This is a genomic window from Ruegeria sp. P10 (assembly GCF_056534925.1).
Genome location: NZ_JBQERJ010000001.1, coordinates 457000 through 470557, shown reverse-complemented (window position 1 = coordinate 470557; position 13558 = coordinate 457000). Strand labels below are relative to the sequence as shown.

At 59.5% G+C, this 13558-nt stretch carries 16 protein-coding genes; 7 read left to right on the top strand and 9 right to left on the bottom strand.

What is annotated here, in order from left to right; all coding sequences use genetic code 11:
- Positions 1 to 97: 97 nt before the first annotated feature.
- The 3 genes from surE to ACR0FB_RS02330 all read left to right on the top strand — a co-directional run bounded on the left by surE (position 98) and on the right by ACR0FB_RS02330 (position 2757).
- Positions 98 to 880, top strand: coding sequence for a 5'/3'-nucleotidase SurE (surE, locus tag ACR0FB_RS02340; RefSeq protein WP_171632035.1), 783 nt, complete (start codon positions 98 to 100; stop codon positions 878 to 880).
- Positions 877 to 1527, top strand: a complete 651-nt coding sequence (locus tag ACR0FB_RS02335) for a protein-L-isoaspartate(D-aspartate) O-methyltransferase (RefSeq protein WP_480490340.1) — start codon at positions 877 to 879, stop codon at positions 1525 to 1527. The genes surE and ACR0FB_RS02335 overlap by 4 nt, the downstream gene beginning before the upstream one ends.
- A 63-nt stretch (positions 1528 to 1590) precedes the next feature.
- On the top strand, positions 1591 to 2757 hold the full coding sequence (locus ACR0FB_RS02330; RefSeq protein ID WP_480619543.1) for a LysM peptidoglycan-binding domain-containing protein: 1167 nt from the start codon (positions 1591 to 1593) through the stop codon (positions 2755 to 2757).
- A 58-nt stretch (positions 2758 to 2815) separates the two neighbouring features.
- Here ACR0FB_RS02330 and ACR0FB_RS02325 read toward each other — a convergent pair whose 3' ends face one another.
- Both ACR0FB_RS02325 and ACR0FB_RS02320 read right to left on the bottom strand, forming a co-directional pair.
- Positions 2816 to 3487: a helix-turn-helix transcriptional regulator gene (locus tag ACR0FB_RS02325; protein ID WP_171228194.1), complete on the bottom strand. Its 672-nt coding sequence runs from the start codon at positions 3485 to 3487 to the stop codon at positions 2816 to 2818.
- A gap of 21 nt (positions 3488 to 3508) precedes the next feature.
- Entirely contained in the window at positions 3509 to 3814 is a 306-nt protein-coding gene (locus ACR0FB_RS02320; RefSeq protein ID WP_171231525.1) for a hypothetical protein, read from the bottom strand.
- 222 nt (positions 3815 to 4036) lie between these two features.
- Between ACR0FB_RS02320 and ACR0FB_RS02315 the strand changes: the two genes are divergently transcribed.
- The 4 genes from ACR0FB_RS02315 (at position 4037) to ACR0FB_RS02300 (ending at position 6554) form a co-directional block, all read left to right on the top strand.
- Positions 4037 to 4252, top strand: coding sequence for a twin-arginine translocase TatA/TatE family subunit (locus ACR0FB_RS02315; protein WP_152458176.1), 216 nt, complete (start codon positions 4037 to 4039; stop codon positions 4250 to 4252).
- Between the two features lie 6 nt (positions 4253 to 4258).
- Positions 4259 to 4717: a Sec-independent protein translocase protein TatB gene (gene tatB, locus ACR0FB_RS02310; protein WP_152458175.1), complete on the top strand. Its 459-nt coding sequence runs from the start codon at positions 4259 to 4261 to the stop codon at positions 4715 to 4717.
- Positions 4714 to 5595: a twin-arginine translocase subunit TatC gene (gene tatC, locus ACR0FB_RS02305; RefSeq protein ID WP_480619541.1), complete on the top strand. Its 882-nt coding sequence runs from the start codon at positions 4714 to 4716 to the stop codon at positions 5593 to 5595. Before tatB ends, tatC begins: the two co-directional genes overlap by 4 nt.
- Positions 5596 to 5711: 116 nt before the next feature.
- Positions 5712 to 6554 carry an ATP-binding protein gene (locus tag ACR0FB_RS02300; protein WP_171723150.1) on the top strand — a complete coding sequence of 281 codons (843 nt, stop codon included), beginning with the start codon at positions 5712 to 5714 and terminating at the stop codon, positions 6552 to 6554.
- Between the two features lie 60 nt (positions 6555 to 6614).
- On the opposite strand, the gene ACR0FB_RS02295 is transcribed toward ACR0FB_RS02300, so the two are convergent.
- The 7 genes from ACR0FB_RS02295 to ACR0FB_RS02265 all read right to left on the bottom strand — a co-directional run bounded on the left by ACR0FB_RS02295 (position 6615) and on the right by ACR0FB_RS02265 (position 13519).
- A complete protein-coding gene (locus ACR0FB_RS02295; protein ID WP_480619539.1) occupies positions 6615 to 7259 on the bottom strand; it encodes an SDR family NAD(P)-dependent oxidoreductase in 645 nt (214 codons plus the stop codon).
- Positions 7260 to 7301: 42 nt separating this feature from the next.
- Positions 7302 to 7550 carry a hypothetical protein gene (locus tag ACR0FB_RS02290; RefSeq protein WP_152458171.1) on the bottom strand — a complete coding sequence of 83 codons (249 nt, stop codon included), beginning with the start codon at positions 7548 to 7550 and terminating at the stop codon, positions 7302 to 7304.
- A 297-nt stretch (positions 7551 to 7847) separates the two neighbouring features.
- The gene (gene purF / locus ACR0FB_RS02285) at positions 7848 to 9371 is read right to left on the bottom strand and encodes an amidophosphoribosyltransferase (protein WP_480619538.1); all 1524 of its coding nucleotides are present in this window, start codon (positions 9369 to 9371) and stop codon (positions 7848 to 7850) included.
- 642 nt (positions 9372 to 10013) lie between these two features.
- Positions 10014 to 10607 (bottom strand): CvpA family protein, encoded by a 594-nt coding sequence (locus ACR0FB_RS02280; protein ID WP_480619537.1) that lies wholly within the window; start codon positions 10605 to 10607, stop codon positions 10014 to 10016.
- A gap of 40 nt (positions 10608 to 10647) precedes the next feature.
- Complete coding sequence (radA, locus tag ACR0FB_RS02275) at positions 10648 to 12012, bottom strand: DNA repair protein RadA (protein WP_152458168.1); 1365 nt, start codon at positions 12010 to 12012, stop codon at positions 10648 to 10650.
- A gap of 121 nt (positions 12013 to 12133) precedes the next feature.
- A complete protein-coding gene (locus ACR0FB_RS02270) occupies positions 12134 to 12916 on the bottom strand; it encodes a DNA repair protein (protein WP_480619535.1) in 783 nt (260 codons plus the stop codon).
- 150 nt (positions 12917 to 13066) lie between these two features.
- Positions 13067 to 13519 (bottom strand): paraquat-inducible protein A, encoded by a 453-nt coding sequence (locus ACR0FB_RS02265; protein WP_209832921.1) that lies wholly within the window; start codon positions 13517 to 13519, stop codon positions 13067 to 13069.
- Positions 13520 to 13558: the final 39 nt, after the last annotated feature.

The following is a 13558-nucleotide window of genomic DNA, read 5'->3' as shown; positions in this document are numbered from 1 at the left end:
AAGTGGTGCGCGAAAGCCTCAGATTGCAGGGTCGCGTCGCTTGCCGCATTGCGGGGCTGGGTCTATCAAGGGCCAAACGCGGGGGTAAATCGGGCACATGCGTATTCTTCTGACCAATGATGACGGGATCAACGCTCCGGGCTTGATCACGCTGGAAGCGATCGCTGCCGAACTGGCAGGTCCGGATGGTGAGGTCTGGGTGGTCGCGCCCGCCTTTGAACAATCGGGTGTTGGGCATTGCATCAGCTATACCCATCCCACGATGATCGCCAAGTTGGGCGAACGGCGTTATGCGGCGGAAGGGTCGCCTGCGGATTGTGTGTTGGCGGGGCTGCATGACGTGATGTCAGACTGCCCGCCGGATCTGGTCCTGTCCGGCGTGAACCGGGGCAACAACTCGGCCGAGAACACGCTTTATTCGGGCACTATCGGCGGCGCGATGGAAGCGGCGCTGCAGGGGGTTCCTGCGATTGCTCTGTCACAGTATTTCGGCCCGCAAAATCTGGGGCTGGACGACCCGTTCGAGGCTGCCGCGCGGTTCGGGGCCGATCTGGTCCGGCGTATTCTGGATGCAACCCCGGTCGAGCAGGGCGATTACCGCCTGTTTTACAACGTGAACTTCCCCCCTGTTCCGGCAGATGAAGTGCGCGGTACGCGCGTTGCCGCGCAGGGGTTCCGGCGCGACACGCATTTTACGGTCGAGCCGCACAGCTCGCCCTCGGGGCGGCGGTTCCTGTGGATCAAGGGTGGCTATCAGCATAACCCGACTGCGCCGGGAACGGATGCTGCGGTCAATCTGGAAGGCTATATCTCGGTTACACCGATGCGCGCCGACTTGACCGCATATGACATGCTGGAGGCATTGAAGGCGGTCGAATGAGCGGACTGGACCCGGAAATCGTGATGCAGTTCCTGTTTGCCCTGCGCAAACGGGGGGTCACGGATGCGCGCGTTCTGGAGGCAATGGAACAGGTTGACCGGGGCCGCTTTGTCACCGGCCTGTTCGCAGATCGCGCTTACGAGGACATGCCATTGCCGATCTCCTGCGGTCAGACGATCAGTCAGCCGTCGGTCGTTGGTCTCATGACGCAGGCGCTGGACGTTCGGCCGCGCGATACCGTGCTCGAGATCGGAACCGGGTCAGGTTACCAGGCCGCAATCCTGTCGAAACTGGCGCGCAGGGTCTATACGGTCGAACGCCATCGGCGGCTGGTCAGCGAGACAGGGAAGCTTTTTGCCGATCTGGGGCTTACGAATATCACGGCCATGTTGTCGGATGGATCCTTTGGCTTGCCGGAACAGGCTCCGTTTGATCGGATCATCGTGACGGCCGCAGCCGAAGACCCTCCGGGACCGCTCTTGGCGCAGCTGAAAATCGGGGGTATTATGGTATTACCCGTGGGTCAGTCGGACACGGTGCAGCAGTTGATCAAAGTAACGCGCACCGAGGCCGGCCTGGACTATGAAGAATTGACGTCGGTCCGTTTCGTGCCCCTGCTTGAGGGGCTTGGCAAGGACGAGGCGTAACAGGCTTGATAAATTTGGTCGCCGGAACCCCGGACAACAGGGGCGGGCGTTGAGGACAGTATTATGAGTGCAGTATCCAAATCAGCTATGCGTCGCTGCGCGACCGGAGTGGCCGCTCTGGCCATTCTGGCCGGGTGTGAGGGGCCACTGGATTACGACCTGCGCGGTCAGGTCGGCGGATTTTCGACCACTGATGCAGTGCAGTCGGCAACAACGTCGCGCCCGTCGCCCGACAGCCGGGGGGTGATAACCTATCCGAACTACCAGGTTGTCGTGGCCCGACGCGGCGACACGGTGCGCGATGTTGCCGCGCGTGTCGGCCTGCCCGAGGGTGAGCTGTCGCGGTTCAACGGCCTTCAGACAACCGATACCCTGCGAGAGGGCGAAGTTCTGGCCTTGCCGCGTTCGGTAGGTGCAGGCAGTGGCGTAGATATCGCATCAGTTGCCGGAGCCGCCATTGATCAGGCCCCTGAAACGGGGGGTGTCCGGACGACGACGCTGGAGCCCGCCAAGCCAGCCCCGGCGCCCGTCGCAAGCGGGCCGGAACCTGTCCGCCACAAGGTCAAGCGCGGCGAAACGGCGTACACAATTTCGCGCCTCTATCAGGTTCCGGTGGAATCGCTGGCGGAATGGAACGGCCTGGGGTCCGACTTCACCGTGCGTGAAGGTCAGTTTCTGTTGATCCCGGTCAAGAACCAATCCGCGCCACGTCAAAGCGCTGCTGCAACGGCACCGGTTGCGGCCACCGAGGTAACGGAGCCGGGGCAGGGGTCGCCGACGCCGACGCCTCCAAGTGCCACGCAGCCCTTGCCCGACGAAAAGGTCGCGCCGCGCGCTGAAGCCCCTGATGTGACGGCCGAAGCCCCGACAAACACGCGATCTACGGCCCTGTCCCTGCCGGTCAGCGGCACCATCATCCGCGGCTATAAAAAGGGCAAGAACGAAGGTATCGACATCGCTGCGGCCCCCGGCACAGCCGTCACCGCGGCTGAGGCCGGAACCGTAGCGGCGATTACCGCGGACGCGGATCAGGTTCCGATCATCGTGGTCAAACACAAAAACGATCTGCTGACGGTCTATGCCAATGTTGATGGCATCACCGTCAAGAAAGGGGATCGTGTACGCCGTGGACAAAAGCTGGCGCAGTTGAGGGGCGGAGACGATGCCTATGTGCATTTCGAGGTGCGCAAAGGGTTTGAATCGGTGGATCCAGATCCCTACCTGAAATGATACATCGCTCGTTTCGGGCTGTGCCTCTGCCCGAAACACTTCTGAATACGGCTGCCTGTCAGGCGTTTGGGTGGTAGTCGCTCAGGCGTTTTCCTGGCTCGTCTGCGAAGATCTCTGGCAGCGGCGAGACGGATTCGATCAGGTCGATACGGAAGACACGGAAACCGTTTCGCAATTCGCACCATGCGGTAAGTGTCCAGACCCGTCCCCAGTATTCCATATGCAAGGGACGGATTGTGCGTTCAGTCAGAACGCCGTCAATGCGGCGGTAGGACAGCCGAAGCTTTTGGCGTGATTTGATGGCCGCGCGGATCGGAGCCATATGTGCAAGCCCGCGGGCTGCATCTGCAAAAGGGTAGACCGCGAATTTCCAGCTATCGGCTTCGGCCACAACCTGTGTGGGCAGGACTGCATCGATCTTGTCTGCCAGAGAGTTCGCGGCGGCTTTCAGGTCTGGATCTGCGGCTTCGGCCACGATCGCCATGCCGAGGTTCAGGGCCTCAAGCTCGGCCGGGGTCAGATTCAGCGGCGGCAGGGTGATCTGCTCGCGCACCATGTAACCCACACCCCGCTCTCCTTCGACAGGAACACCCGAGGCGACCAGCGTGTCCATGTCGCGATAGATGGTACGGACCGACACCTCGAGCCGGTCCGCGATGTCCTGCGCGCGGTGCAGTTTTCCGTCGCGCAGGATCTGGATGATATCGAACAGGCGGTCAGTTCGGCGCATGACACGCCGTCCGGACCGCGCCTAGGCAGTCATGTTCCATAAAACAGCCTCATGGCGCATCTGAACGCTTTCAGGGTTGATGGCCGCCATCATGCCTGCTGCACATTCCTGTTGCGGGAACTGTGCCGCAGCGTCCTGCGCGGCCTTCATGTCCGTCCAGACGACATAGTCGGTCCAGCGACCGTCTGCGCCTTGGCTGAGCTGTCGATGGGCAAAGCCAGGTGCGCTGCGAACAAAGGCTTCGGATGCCTTGCTGAGCTTTACAAACTCTTCAGGGGTGGTGCCGTTGGCAAGAGTGAAGGTGACGATTTCAGCAACATGGGTCATGTGAGTCTCCGTTGACCAGGTTTCGATGCCATCGTTCTAGCCACTTCCAACTGACATAAACCTGTCAGTTGGAAAATGCGAGCCCATAGTTTTTTGCAGATGAGGTCAATTTTCGCCCTCAATCTGTGCCGGATCCCTTTTGGGACAGGGCCTGGGGGCGTAAACACGGACCCAGTTCATATTCCCGGCGCACAAGGGCGCCGATGAAAAAGGAGAAATGAGATGCTGAACAATATTGGCCTTCCCGGTCTTCTGCTGATCGCCGTTGTGGTTCTGGTTCTGTTTGGTCGCGGCAAGATCAGCTCGCTGATGGGCGAAGTCGGCAAAGGCATCACCGCGTTCAAGAAGGGCGTGAAGGACGGTTCGGAAGAACTGGAACAGGACGCGTCGGAACTGGCCAAGGACGTGACGCCTGAAACCGAGAAAGACAAGGCGTAAGCGCAGATGTTTGATCTGGGCTGGACCGAACTTCTGGTCATCGGCATTGTCGCCCTGATCGTTGTCGGGCCGAAGGACCTGCCGGTTTTGTTCCGCAATGTCGGGCGGTTTGTCGGCAAGGCCCGTGGCATGGCACGCGAATTCAGCAGCGCCATGAACGAGGCCGCCGATCAGGCCGGTGTGAACGAGATCAAGAAAGGTCTCAACGCCGCCGCGAATCCGGTTGGTTCGGCCATGGACGGCGTGAAACAAGCCGCGCAGGATATGGCAAAAAGCATGGATCCCACCAAGTTCGATCCTGACAGCGAAACCGGTAAACTGGCAGCCGAGCGAGCCGAACAGGCCAAGAAAATTCAGGCCTCAACGGCCCGCGCTGCCGCCGAGCGCAAGGCCAAGGAAGCTGCCGAGGCACTGGCCAAGGCCGAAGAAGCCGAAGCGGCGCTGAAGACTGAAGGCGAAACATGACCAAGACCGACGAGATCGAAGATACCTCGGCCCCATTGATCGAGCACCTGGCCGAGCTGCGTGCGCGGTTGATCCACTGCGTCGTGGCTTTTCTGGTCGGGATGATCATCTGCTTTACGGTGGCCACGCCGATCTTCAATTTTCTGACCAACCCTTTGTGTGAGGTCCTGACCGAGCGCGGACAGGATTGCGGCCTGATCTTCATCTCGCCGCAGGAAGGGTTCTTTGTCGCGATCAAGGTTTCGCTTTTGGGGGGCTTCATTCTGGCGTTTCCCTATATCGGGATGCAGATGTGGCGCTTTGTGGCTCCGGGCCTCTACAAGTCAGAGAAGAATGCGTTTCTGCCCTTCATGCTGGCTTCGCCCTTCATGTTCCTTCTGGGCGCCAGCTTTGCTTTCTATGTCGTCACGCCCCTGGCCTATGACTTCTTCCTTGGGTTCCAGCAATTCGGCGCTGAAGGCGAGGCCGTGGCCGATGGCGCGACGGCCGCGCCGCTGAGCGTGGTGTTTCAGGGTTCGGCACAGGAATACCTGAACCTGACGATCAAGTTCATCGTGGCCTTTGGGCTGTGCTTCCAATTGCCGGTTCTTCTGACCCTCATGGGCAAGGCAGGTCTGGTCAGCGCCGAGGGTCTGGGGGCCGTGCGCAAATATGCGGTGGTCGGCATTCTGGTGCTGGCGGCGATCGTGACGCCTCCTGACGTGATCACGCAGATTATCCTTTTTGTGGTGGTTTATGGCCTTTATGAGATTTCGATCTTCCTGGTGGCCCGGGTTGAAAGGAAGCGGGAAGAGCAGTTGCGGGCTGAAGGTTACTACGACGATGAAGAAGCCGAAGCGGACGAAGATCTGATGCGGGAATTCGAAGACGACAAGTAACCTGCTGAAACAACAGCCGAGGCGCGCCCCGTTCGGGCGCGCCTTTTTCGTTCGCGGGCCTTGTTGCGCCAATCAGAACATGCTTTGAACCGATCCGTATCTGACCGGAGAAGCCGATGGACGACCAAGCCCTGAACCGTATTGCTGCCGCGTTGGAGCGCATGGCGCCGGCGCCTTTGGCCACACCGGATTTCAATGCGGCCCCGGCCTTTGTCTGGCATGTGGAACCGGAACGCCTGGAACCGGTCGAACAGATCAATCGCGTCGATCTGGATCTGCTGGTCGGCATAAATCGGTCGCGCGACACGTTACTTGACAACACCCGCCGCTTCGCGGCCGGCTACAAGGCAAACAATGCACTGTTGTGGGGCGCGCGCGGGATGGGCAAATCCAGCCTCGTAAAGGCCGTCCACGGCACGCTGAGCGCAGATCATCCTGACCTGAAGCTTGTGGAACTACAGCGCGAGGATATGGCCTCGGTCGCGCGTCTGCTGAACCACCTGCGCGCGGCGCCTTATCGGTTCATCCTGTTTTGCGACGACCTTTCGTTCAGTCACGATGACCAGCATTACAAATCGCTCAAGGCCGTTCTGGATGGCGGTATCGAAGGTCGCCCGGAAAACGTGGTGTTCTACGCGACCTCGAACCGCCGTCACCTGATGCCGCGGGACATGATTGAAAATGAACGTTCCAGCGCCATCAACCCGTCAGAGGCGGTCGAGGAAAAGGTATCACTGTCCGACCGCTTCGGTCTGTGGCTGGGATTCCACCCCTGCGATCAGGACGAATATCTTGCCATGATCGACCGCTATTGTGCCGCCTATGGCGTTTCGGTCGATGCCGAAATCCTGCGCGCCGAAGCAATTGAATGGCAGGCCACGCGCGGATCGCGTTCAGGCCGTGTCGCGTGGCAGTTCTTCGTCGATCTGGCCGGGCGGAACGGCGTTCATATCGCCTGATTCCAGCTTCATCTGGCTAAAAATATCCCCGCCGGAGGCATGGCCCGTCAGGGCCATTTCCTAAAGCAGCGCCAGGATCCGCGCAGCTTCATCTGCGGTGCTCGTCAGTGCATCGCGATCTTCGCCCGGGTGGAACCGGGCACGCACGGCGGTCGGCATCGGTGCTGGTTCCGCGATCGAAACGCGCGGACCGGTGCGTTCGGTCTCGGCCGCCCAACTGCGGGCCAGCGCCATTTGCGCGGCCTTGGTGGCACCATAGATGCCATAGAACTTGTGACCGGCTTTCGGGTCATCGAAAAACACCGCGTGGCCGTTTTCACCCAGCAGCGGCGCGACATATGGGATCAGGACCGAGGTTGCGTTTGCATTCGTGTTGACTGCCTTGGTCCATTCCTTGGGGTCAACGAAATGTACCGGTGTCAGCGCCGAAGTGTGAATGGCCGTATGCAGCCACAAATCCACCTTGCCCCAACGGTCATGGATCCCGCGACACAGGGTTGCCATCGCGTTCGGATCAGTGATGTCCATCGGTGCCAGCGTGGCAGAGCCACCCTTGGCCTTGATGCGATCGTCCAGTTCTTCCAGCCCGCCAGTGGTCCGGGCGACGGCGACAATGTGGTATTCGGGCGCCAGCGCTTCGGCCAGGGCAGCGCCCAGCCCGCGCGAGGCCCCGGTTATCAGGGCGATTTTGGTCGTATCGGTCATGCCTGCGGTTTGAACCCCCGCGCGCGGGGCGTCAAGATGTGATCAGCCGCCGGGGATGGCGATACGCCGGGTCTGGCCGCTTTGTCGCAGCATTATGCCATGCTCATCAATCGCGATAACTGTGCCCGAGGCAACGCGGCTTCCGGGTTTTACTTCTTTCACGCGGCCTGATGACAGGCGCATCAGGGCGCGCATATCCGCTTTCGGCCCGAATACGCCCAGAACCGAGACGGAATTCTTCTTCAGCGCGCCCCGCTGTGTGGCCGCGCTTTGGACTTTGGCGTTTGACATGATCCGCGGACCGGGCTGTGGCCCGGACCCCTTTTTGAGTGAGTGGTCGCGGCCAGATAGCAAAACGCTCAAGCGAACAAAAGCGCTGCACGGACAGGTGTCATCACGATTTGGCGCCCTTGAAAAAAGCCCTTGTGATTGCGTGGAATTCGCCGACTGGTTGTGGCAGATTTCCACTCATTCACATCCCATGACAGCAATCAGGCGGTCGACAGCTATCGGTTGGCCGGGATGTTCCGCCGTTTTGATTCGCTTTTCAGAACGGAAAACTGACTGTGTCAGTCCCGTTTCGTCCGCTCAGCCCGAGACCAGTTTCGCCGCGTTCCAAGACTCGCCCGGAACCTGCATGTCGGCGCGCTTCTGGCTGACACGGCTGCTGTTCTCCAGATTGTCCAGATAACCTTCGCTGACGCTGCCCGTGATGTACTTGCCGTCAAAACAGGAACAGTCGAAGGCTTCGATCTCGGGATTGCCCTCCTTGGCGGCCCAGATCAGATCTTCCAGGTGCTGATAGAACAGGGCGTCGGCACCCAGTTCTTCGCGGATCTCTTCGATTTCCTTGCCGTTCGCGATCAGTTCGGCCTTGGTTGGCATGTCTATACCGTAGACATTGGGGTATTTCACCGGCGGCGAGGCGCTGGCGACATAGACCTTCTTGGCCCCGGCATCGCGGCACATCTGAACGATCTTCTTGATGGTGTTGCCCCGTACGATGGAATCGTCGATCAGCAGAACACTATGGCCGTCGAATTCCAGCGGCACGGCATTCAGCTTGCGGCGAACGGATTTCTGCCGTTCCGCCTGACCCGGCATGATGAACGTACGCCCGACATAGCGGTTTTTCACCAGCCCTTCGCGATAGGGGATGCCGGTGATCTTTGCGGCTTCCAGGGCCACGGGGCGGGCGCTGTCGGGCACCGGGATGATCCGATCGATTTCCAGCCCCGAGTCCTGAATCTGTTTCGCCAGCGTCTGGCCCATGCGCATCTGCGTCTTGTAAACCGAAACACCGTCCAGCAAAGAATCCGGGCGCGCCAGGTAGACATACTCGAATATGCAGGGTGTCAGCTTGCCTTCGACCGCCTGAAACTCGTGCATATTGCCGTCCAGATCGATCAGGATCGCCTCACCCGGGCGAAGATCACGCAGCTTTTCAAAGCCGTTGATGCCAAAGGCCACGTCTTCCGAGGCAAAGGCGTAATCATCACCGTCTCCGTCCACTTCGCGTTTGGCGACCGAAAGTGGGCGAATACCAAACGGATCGCGGAAGGCCAACATACCGACACCCGCGACCAGACAGATCACGGAATAGGCGCCCTGAACGCGTTCCATCGTCATCTTCACACCGGCAAACAGATTGCGGATGGGTTCGCCGTTGCCATTCACCTTGATCGCGTCCGCCACTTTGTCGGCCAGCACGTTCAGAAGGATTTCAGAGTCTGACGTGGTGCGCAGGTGACGGCTGTATTTGCCGGTAACCTTTTCGCGCTGTTCGGCGGTGTTGGTGATGTTGCCGTTGTGAACCAGATAGATGCCGTAAGGGGCGTTCACGAAAAAGGGCTGCGCCTCGGCCGCGCTGAGGGACCCCGCCGTCGGATAGCGCACATGCCCCATGCCCACACGACCCAACAGGGTTTCTGCATCCTGGGCGTTGAACACATCCTTTACCAGACCGTTGGCCTTCTTTTCCCGGAAGAATTCGCCGTTGTAGGTCACGATCCCTGAGGCATCCTGACCCCGGTGCTGCAACATCAGCAGCCCGTCATAGATTTCGGCAAACACATCATGTGTCCGGCTTGCGATTCCCAAAATCCCACACATTTAAGGGGCTCCAACTTCTATGACGATTTGACCTGAGGGTTGACCGCCGTTCGGCATCGGATCCTCTGCAAGGCGCGTGCGGTCGGTTTGGTGGCAGGCGACAAAGACGCCAATAGGGCGACCATCACAACGACCAGCGCGCATTCGAACAGAAAGAACAAGATCGGTGGCTCCGATTCCGTGGCGGGTTGGCCTCCACATAATGCCTAATAGCGTGGCTGTCATCAAAGGATCACACTCACCTATTGCCGCAGGTCGGGATTTCGCGGATCGGGGCAGGGTCAGGAAGAAGATGACATGTGCAATCAAATGTGCTGTCATGCCAATTAATATGTGCAAAACAGGATGGGTGAAGCACGCAAAGGGCCGGAATGTGGCAACATAAACCTCAAAAGAAGCAGGACCGGATCAAACAACGGTGCCACAGGTGCCGGGGAATGGGCCGGGCGCCCTGTCAGATCTGCAACGGGGCGGGCGAAGTTGTCAAAAGCCGGGATATTCTTGGCAAACCGATCTCCAGCCGATGCGACGGGTGTTTTGGGCTGAAAACGATCCGCTGCACGGTCTGTGGCGGGGAAGGGTATGTTTGAATCGAAAAAGCCCGGACAGTGCCGGGCTTTCATTACGCAATGCACCCCATGATTACCCGTCAGTTGGTGCTGTGGTTTCAAGTTGTTCGTTTCCTGCCGTGCAGCTGGCGACCAGTTCTTCGTATTGTGCAGTCACCCAACCCAGAGCGGCTTCGGGGTTTTGCTCTTCAATCTGGCTGCTGAACTGCTCGAACACTTTGGCCGAGCGGCTTTCGTCCACGATTGTATAGGACTGGCCGGTCATGACCGTATCATAGACAAAGAAGGCGATTGCAACCAGCAGAATGCCGCGCGCGATGCCGAAGAACAGCCCCAGCGCCTGATCCAGACCGCCCAATGCCGAGCGCTGCACCAGCGATGAAAACAGCGGTGTGAAGATACTGACCACAATCAAAGCCACGGCAAAGACGGCTGCAAAGCCGGTGATCACCGACAGTTCACAACTGTCGCGCAGGAAATCTCCGACCACAGGGATTTCTTTGACCAGCGGCACAGCCTGTGGGGCAAAGATGAATGCCAGAACGGCCGCCGCGACCCAGCCTGCAATGGCCAGAACTTCGCGCATGAAGCCACGTGAGTAGGCCAGCAAGCCCGACAGCACGATGATCAGGGCGACGACCCCGTCAATTATAGTAAAACCTTCCATGGCCCTCGCCTGTTCTTTTTCTGCCCCTCGGGGCGCGACTTTAACCTGCTCCGAAGGTTTCGCCAACAAACCCCACCAAATCAGAGGGTCGGGTGAGTGTCAGACCTGCCACAGTGCCGGTTTTGCCACCAGCCGGAGCAATTGCCGCCGTGAAACCAAGTTTTTGCGCTTCTTTCAACCTGTTTTCGGTCTGTGGGGCCGGTCTAAGTGCTCCGGACAGCGAGATTTCTCCGAATACGACCGTGTCGGCGGGCAATGCTGTGTCTTCTCGGGCACTGAGAAGGGCGGCAGCCACAGCCAGATCGGCGGCGGGTTCGCTCACTTTCAAACCTCCGGCAACGTTGAGATAGACGTCGAGCCCGGCAAAGGGTATGCCGCAGCGGGCCTCGAGCACCGCAAGGATCATTGCCAACCGCCCGCTGTCCCACCCAACAACGGTGCGGCGGGGCTGTGAGTGGGGCGAGGGTGCGACCAGAGCCTGCAATTCGACCAGCACGGGTCGGGTGCCTTCAATGCCCGCAAAAACAGCAGAGCCGGGGCTTGGCCTGCCACGTTCGGACAGGAACAGGGCCGAGGGGTTGGTCACTTGCGCCAGACCCTTGCCGGTCATTTCGAACACGCCGATTTCGTCCGCTGGCCCAAAGCGGTTCTTAACCGCGCGCAGGATGCGGAACTGATGGCCGCGCTCGCCCTCGAAATATAGGACGGTATCAACCATGTGTTCGACCACGCGAGGGCCCGCGATCTGGCCTTCCTTGGTGACGTGGCCAACCATGATGATCGAAACACCGTGCCGTTTCGCAAACGTGGTCAGTTCATGGGCCGCGGCCCGGACTTGTGATACGGAACCGGGTGCGCTGTCGACATTGTCTGCCCACATCGTCTGAATCGAATCGATGATGGCCAGGCCTGGTTTTTCGGCTTCCAACGTCGTGAGGATGTCGCGCAGGTTGGTTTCGGCGGCAAGTTGAACGGGGGCGTCCTCAAGCCCAAGACGGCGGGCGCGCATACGCACCTGTGCGCTGGCTTCTTCGCCCGAGACATAGATGGTTTTCACGCCCGCACGCGCGAAACGCGCTGCGGCTTGCAGCAGCAGGGTCGATTTCCCGATGCCGGGGTCTCCTCCCACCAACAGGGCGGAGGCCGGGACCAGCCCGCCGCCCAGAACACGGTCCAACTCCTCGACCCCGCAGAGGGTGCGGGGCGGCGGTGTTTCCTCGGTGGACAAATCCGTGAGTGCGATGGACTGGCCGCGTTTGCCGCCGAGGGATTTTCTGGCCGGGCCAGTCGATATGGGCGCGTCCTGAACGATGGTGTTCCATTCGCCGCAACCGTCGCAGCGTCCGGACCATCGTGTATGCGTCGCACCGCAGGCCGAGCAGGAGAAGGATGTCGTCTTTGCCATGACGCACTTGGTGCCCGAGCTTGGGCGGTTCTTCAAGCCCTTGCGGGCGTTCCTCACCGCCGATGGCGCGCTGCGGCCTCAGGCCCGGTTGGGCCATCGTCCGCAGCGGGCGCTGACGCGCCTATTCCGCCGGTCGAAGGGGCGACATTGCAACCACGCTGGACGCCTTTGAGGCGCCCTTGTTGCGCGGTGTGTGCAGTTGGGTCGACAATTCGGGCAGAAGCTCGAACAGTTCATCCCGCAAGCGGGTAAGTTGCGACCTGGCGATCGTCTCTTCCATTTCCACATCCCGCGTCCATTGGCGCAATTCGTTCTGGATGACCTGCGCCTCTTCCAGCCGCTGTTGAAACAGTTCGATCTCTTCCTGTCGCTGTTGCAGGAACATCCGCGCGCGTTCGACCTGCGCATCGCCATAGGTCCGGGCCAGTTCCTGACTGATCTGGCTCATCTGCGCGGCCAGTTCCAGAATCTCGGGCTCGAGTGATTGCAGGTCGGGGTGCTGGCGCAGAAACCCCATGCGTTCCTTGACGGCGTCAAACTCGGACGACATCATGAACAGCCCGCCGCGATCGGCGGCATGTGCCATTTGATACGCGTCCGCGATGTCATGCATATTGAGCGCAAATTTGCGGTGGTTGTTTTCCAGCGCCATCATTCGGGCATTTGCCGGCAGGTAAAACGCCAGCATGAGAATCAGCGCTGTCAGGCCAATCTGGATGAACATGCCGGCATCCTTTGCCGGTGCCTCGCCAAATCCGGCCTGCATCGAGAGCCAGGGCAATACGCCCAAAGCGGATAACAATGTGGCTGAAACGGCCAACAAGGCCGCCAAACAGATCAGGAAAAAAGTCAGTCTTAAAAAGGCATTCTGAAATTGCAATGTGATACTGTGGAGGGCGGCCATGATCGTCGTACTCCTTCTTCAAACCGGTACACACCGGGCCGAAGCGGAAGGTAATCAAACGATTGCGTACGATCCGCTGCGGACCCGAAAACTACAAAACACTGCTGCTCGAAATATAAGGATGATACTTAGATTTGTGTTTTCAATCAATTAGGTCTGAGCTTTTCGTGAAGTGGATGTCATCTCTGTAATATGACCCAGTGCGATCGAAGCCAAAATGCAGGCCGTGAACAGGTAGAGACCCCATGCCGTCTCAATGGTGGCGTATGAGATGCCCTTGGCCAAAGTGATGTAAAGCGCGATCAGGAAGATGTCGGCCATGGCCAGTTTGCCAAGGATATTGAGCGCAGGTTGGACGCGGGCATCCAGCAGGTTCCATTGGATCAACGCGGTGCCGATGGTTTTTATGTAAGGGGCGAACAGGGCGAATATGGTGACGATCAGCGCAAGGAAGACGTCGGATTTCCACAAGGATTGCAGCCCGGTGATGACACTGATTTCGCTGAGGCCGAAGATCGGCAGGAACCCCGCACGCATTAGCGGGGCGAACCATGCGATGGGGTAGAGGATCAGGAGGGAGAGGGTGGCGAGGCGGAGGGGCATGACTGGGCGTCTAGGTAAGATTTCGAAATTTGCGGCGAT

Coding starts and splice junctions, on each gene's coding strand:
- tatC (WP_480619541.1), top strand. CDS start 4,714: ATGACCAAGACCGACGAGATCGAAGATACCTCGGCCCCATTGATCGAG.
- radA (WP_152458168.1), bottom strand. CDS start 12,012: ATGGCAAAGACGACATCCTTCTCCTGCTCGGCCTGCGGTGCGACGCAT.
- ACR0FB_RS02280 (WP_480619537.1), bottom strand. CDS start 10,607: ATGGAAGGTTTTACTATAATTGACGGGGTCGTCGCCCTGATCATCGTG.
- ACR0FB_RS02320 (WP_171231525.1), bottom strand. CDS start 3,814: ATGACCCATGTTGCTGAAATCGTCACCTTCACTCTTGCCAACGGCACC.
- ACR0FB_RS02290 (WP_152458171.1), bottom strand. CDS start 7,550: ATGTCAAACGCCAAAGTCCAAAGCGCGGCCACACAGCGGGGCGCGCTG.
- purF (WP_480619538.1), bottom strand. CDS start 9,371: ATGTGTGGGATTTTGGGAATCGCAAGCCGGACACATGATGTGTTTGCC.
- ACR0FB_RS02265 (WP_209832921.1), bottom strand. CDS start 13,519: ATGCCCCTCCGCCTCGCCACCCTCTCCCTCCTGATCCTCTACCCCATC.
- ACR0FB_RS02325 (WP_171228194.1), bottom strand. CDS start 3,487: ATGCGCCGAACTGACCGCCTGTTCGATATCATCCAGATCCTGCGCGAC.
- ACR0FB_RS02295 (WP_480619539.1), bottom strand. CDS start 7,259: ATGACCGATACGACCAAAATCGCCCTGATAACCGGGGCCTCGCGCGGG.
- surE (WP_171632035.1), top strand. CDS start 98: ATGCGTATTCTTCTGACCAATGATGACGGGATCAACGCTCCGGGCTTG.
- ACR0FB_RS02300 (WP_171723150.1), top strand. CDS start 5,712: ATGGACGACCAAGCCCTGAACCGTATTGCTGCCGCGTTGGAGCGCATG.
- ACR0FB_RS02335 (WP_480490340.1), top strand. CDS start 877: ATGAGCGGACTGGACCCGGAAATCGTGATGCAGTTCCTGTTTGCCCTG.
- tatB (WP_152458175.1), top strand. CDS start 4,259: ATGTTTGATCTGGGCTGGACCGAACTTCTGGTCATCGGCATTGTCGCC.
- ACR0FB_RS02315 (WP_152458176.1), top strand. CDS start 4,037: ATGCTGAACAATATTGGCCTTCCCGGTCTTCTGCTGATCGCCGTTGTG.
- ACR0FB_RS02330 (WP_480619543.1), top strand. CDS start 1,591: ATGAGTGCAGTATCCAAATCAGCTATGCGTCGCTGCGCGACCGGAGTG.
- ACR0FB_RS02270 (WP_480619535.1), bottom strand. CDS start 12,916: ATGGCCGCCCTCCACAGTATCACATTGCAATTTCAGAATGCCTTTTTA.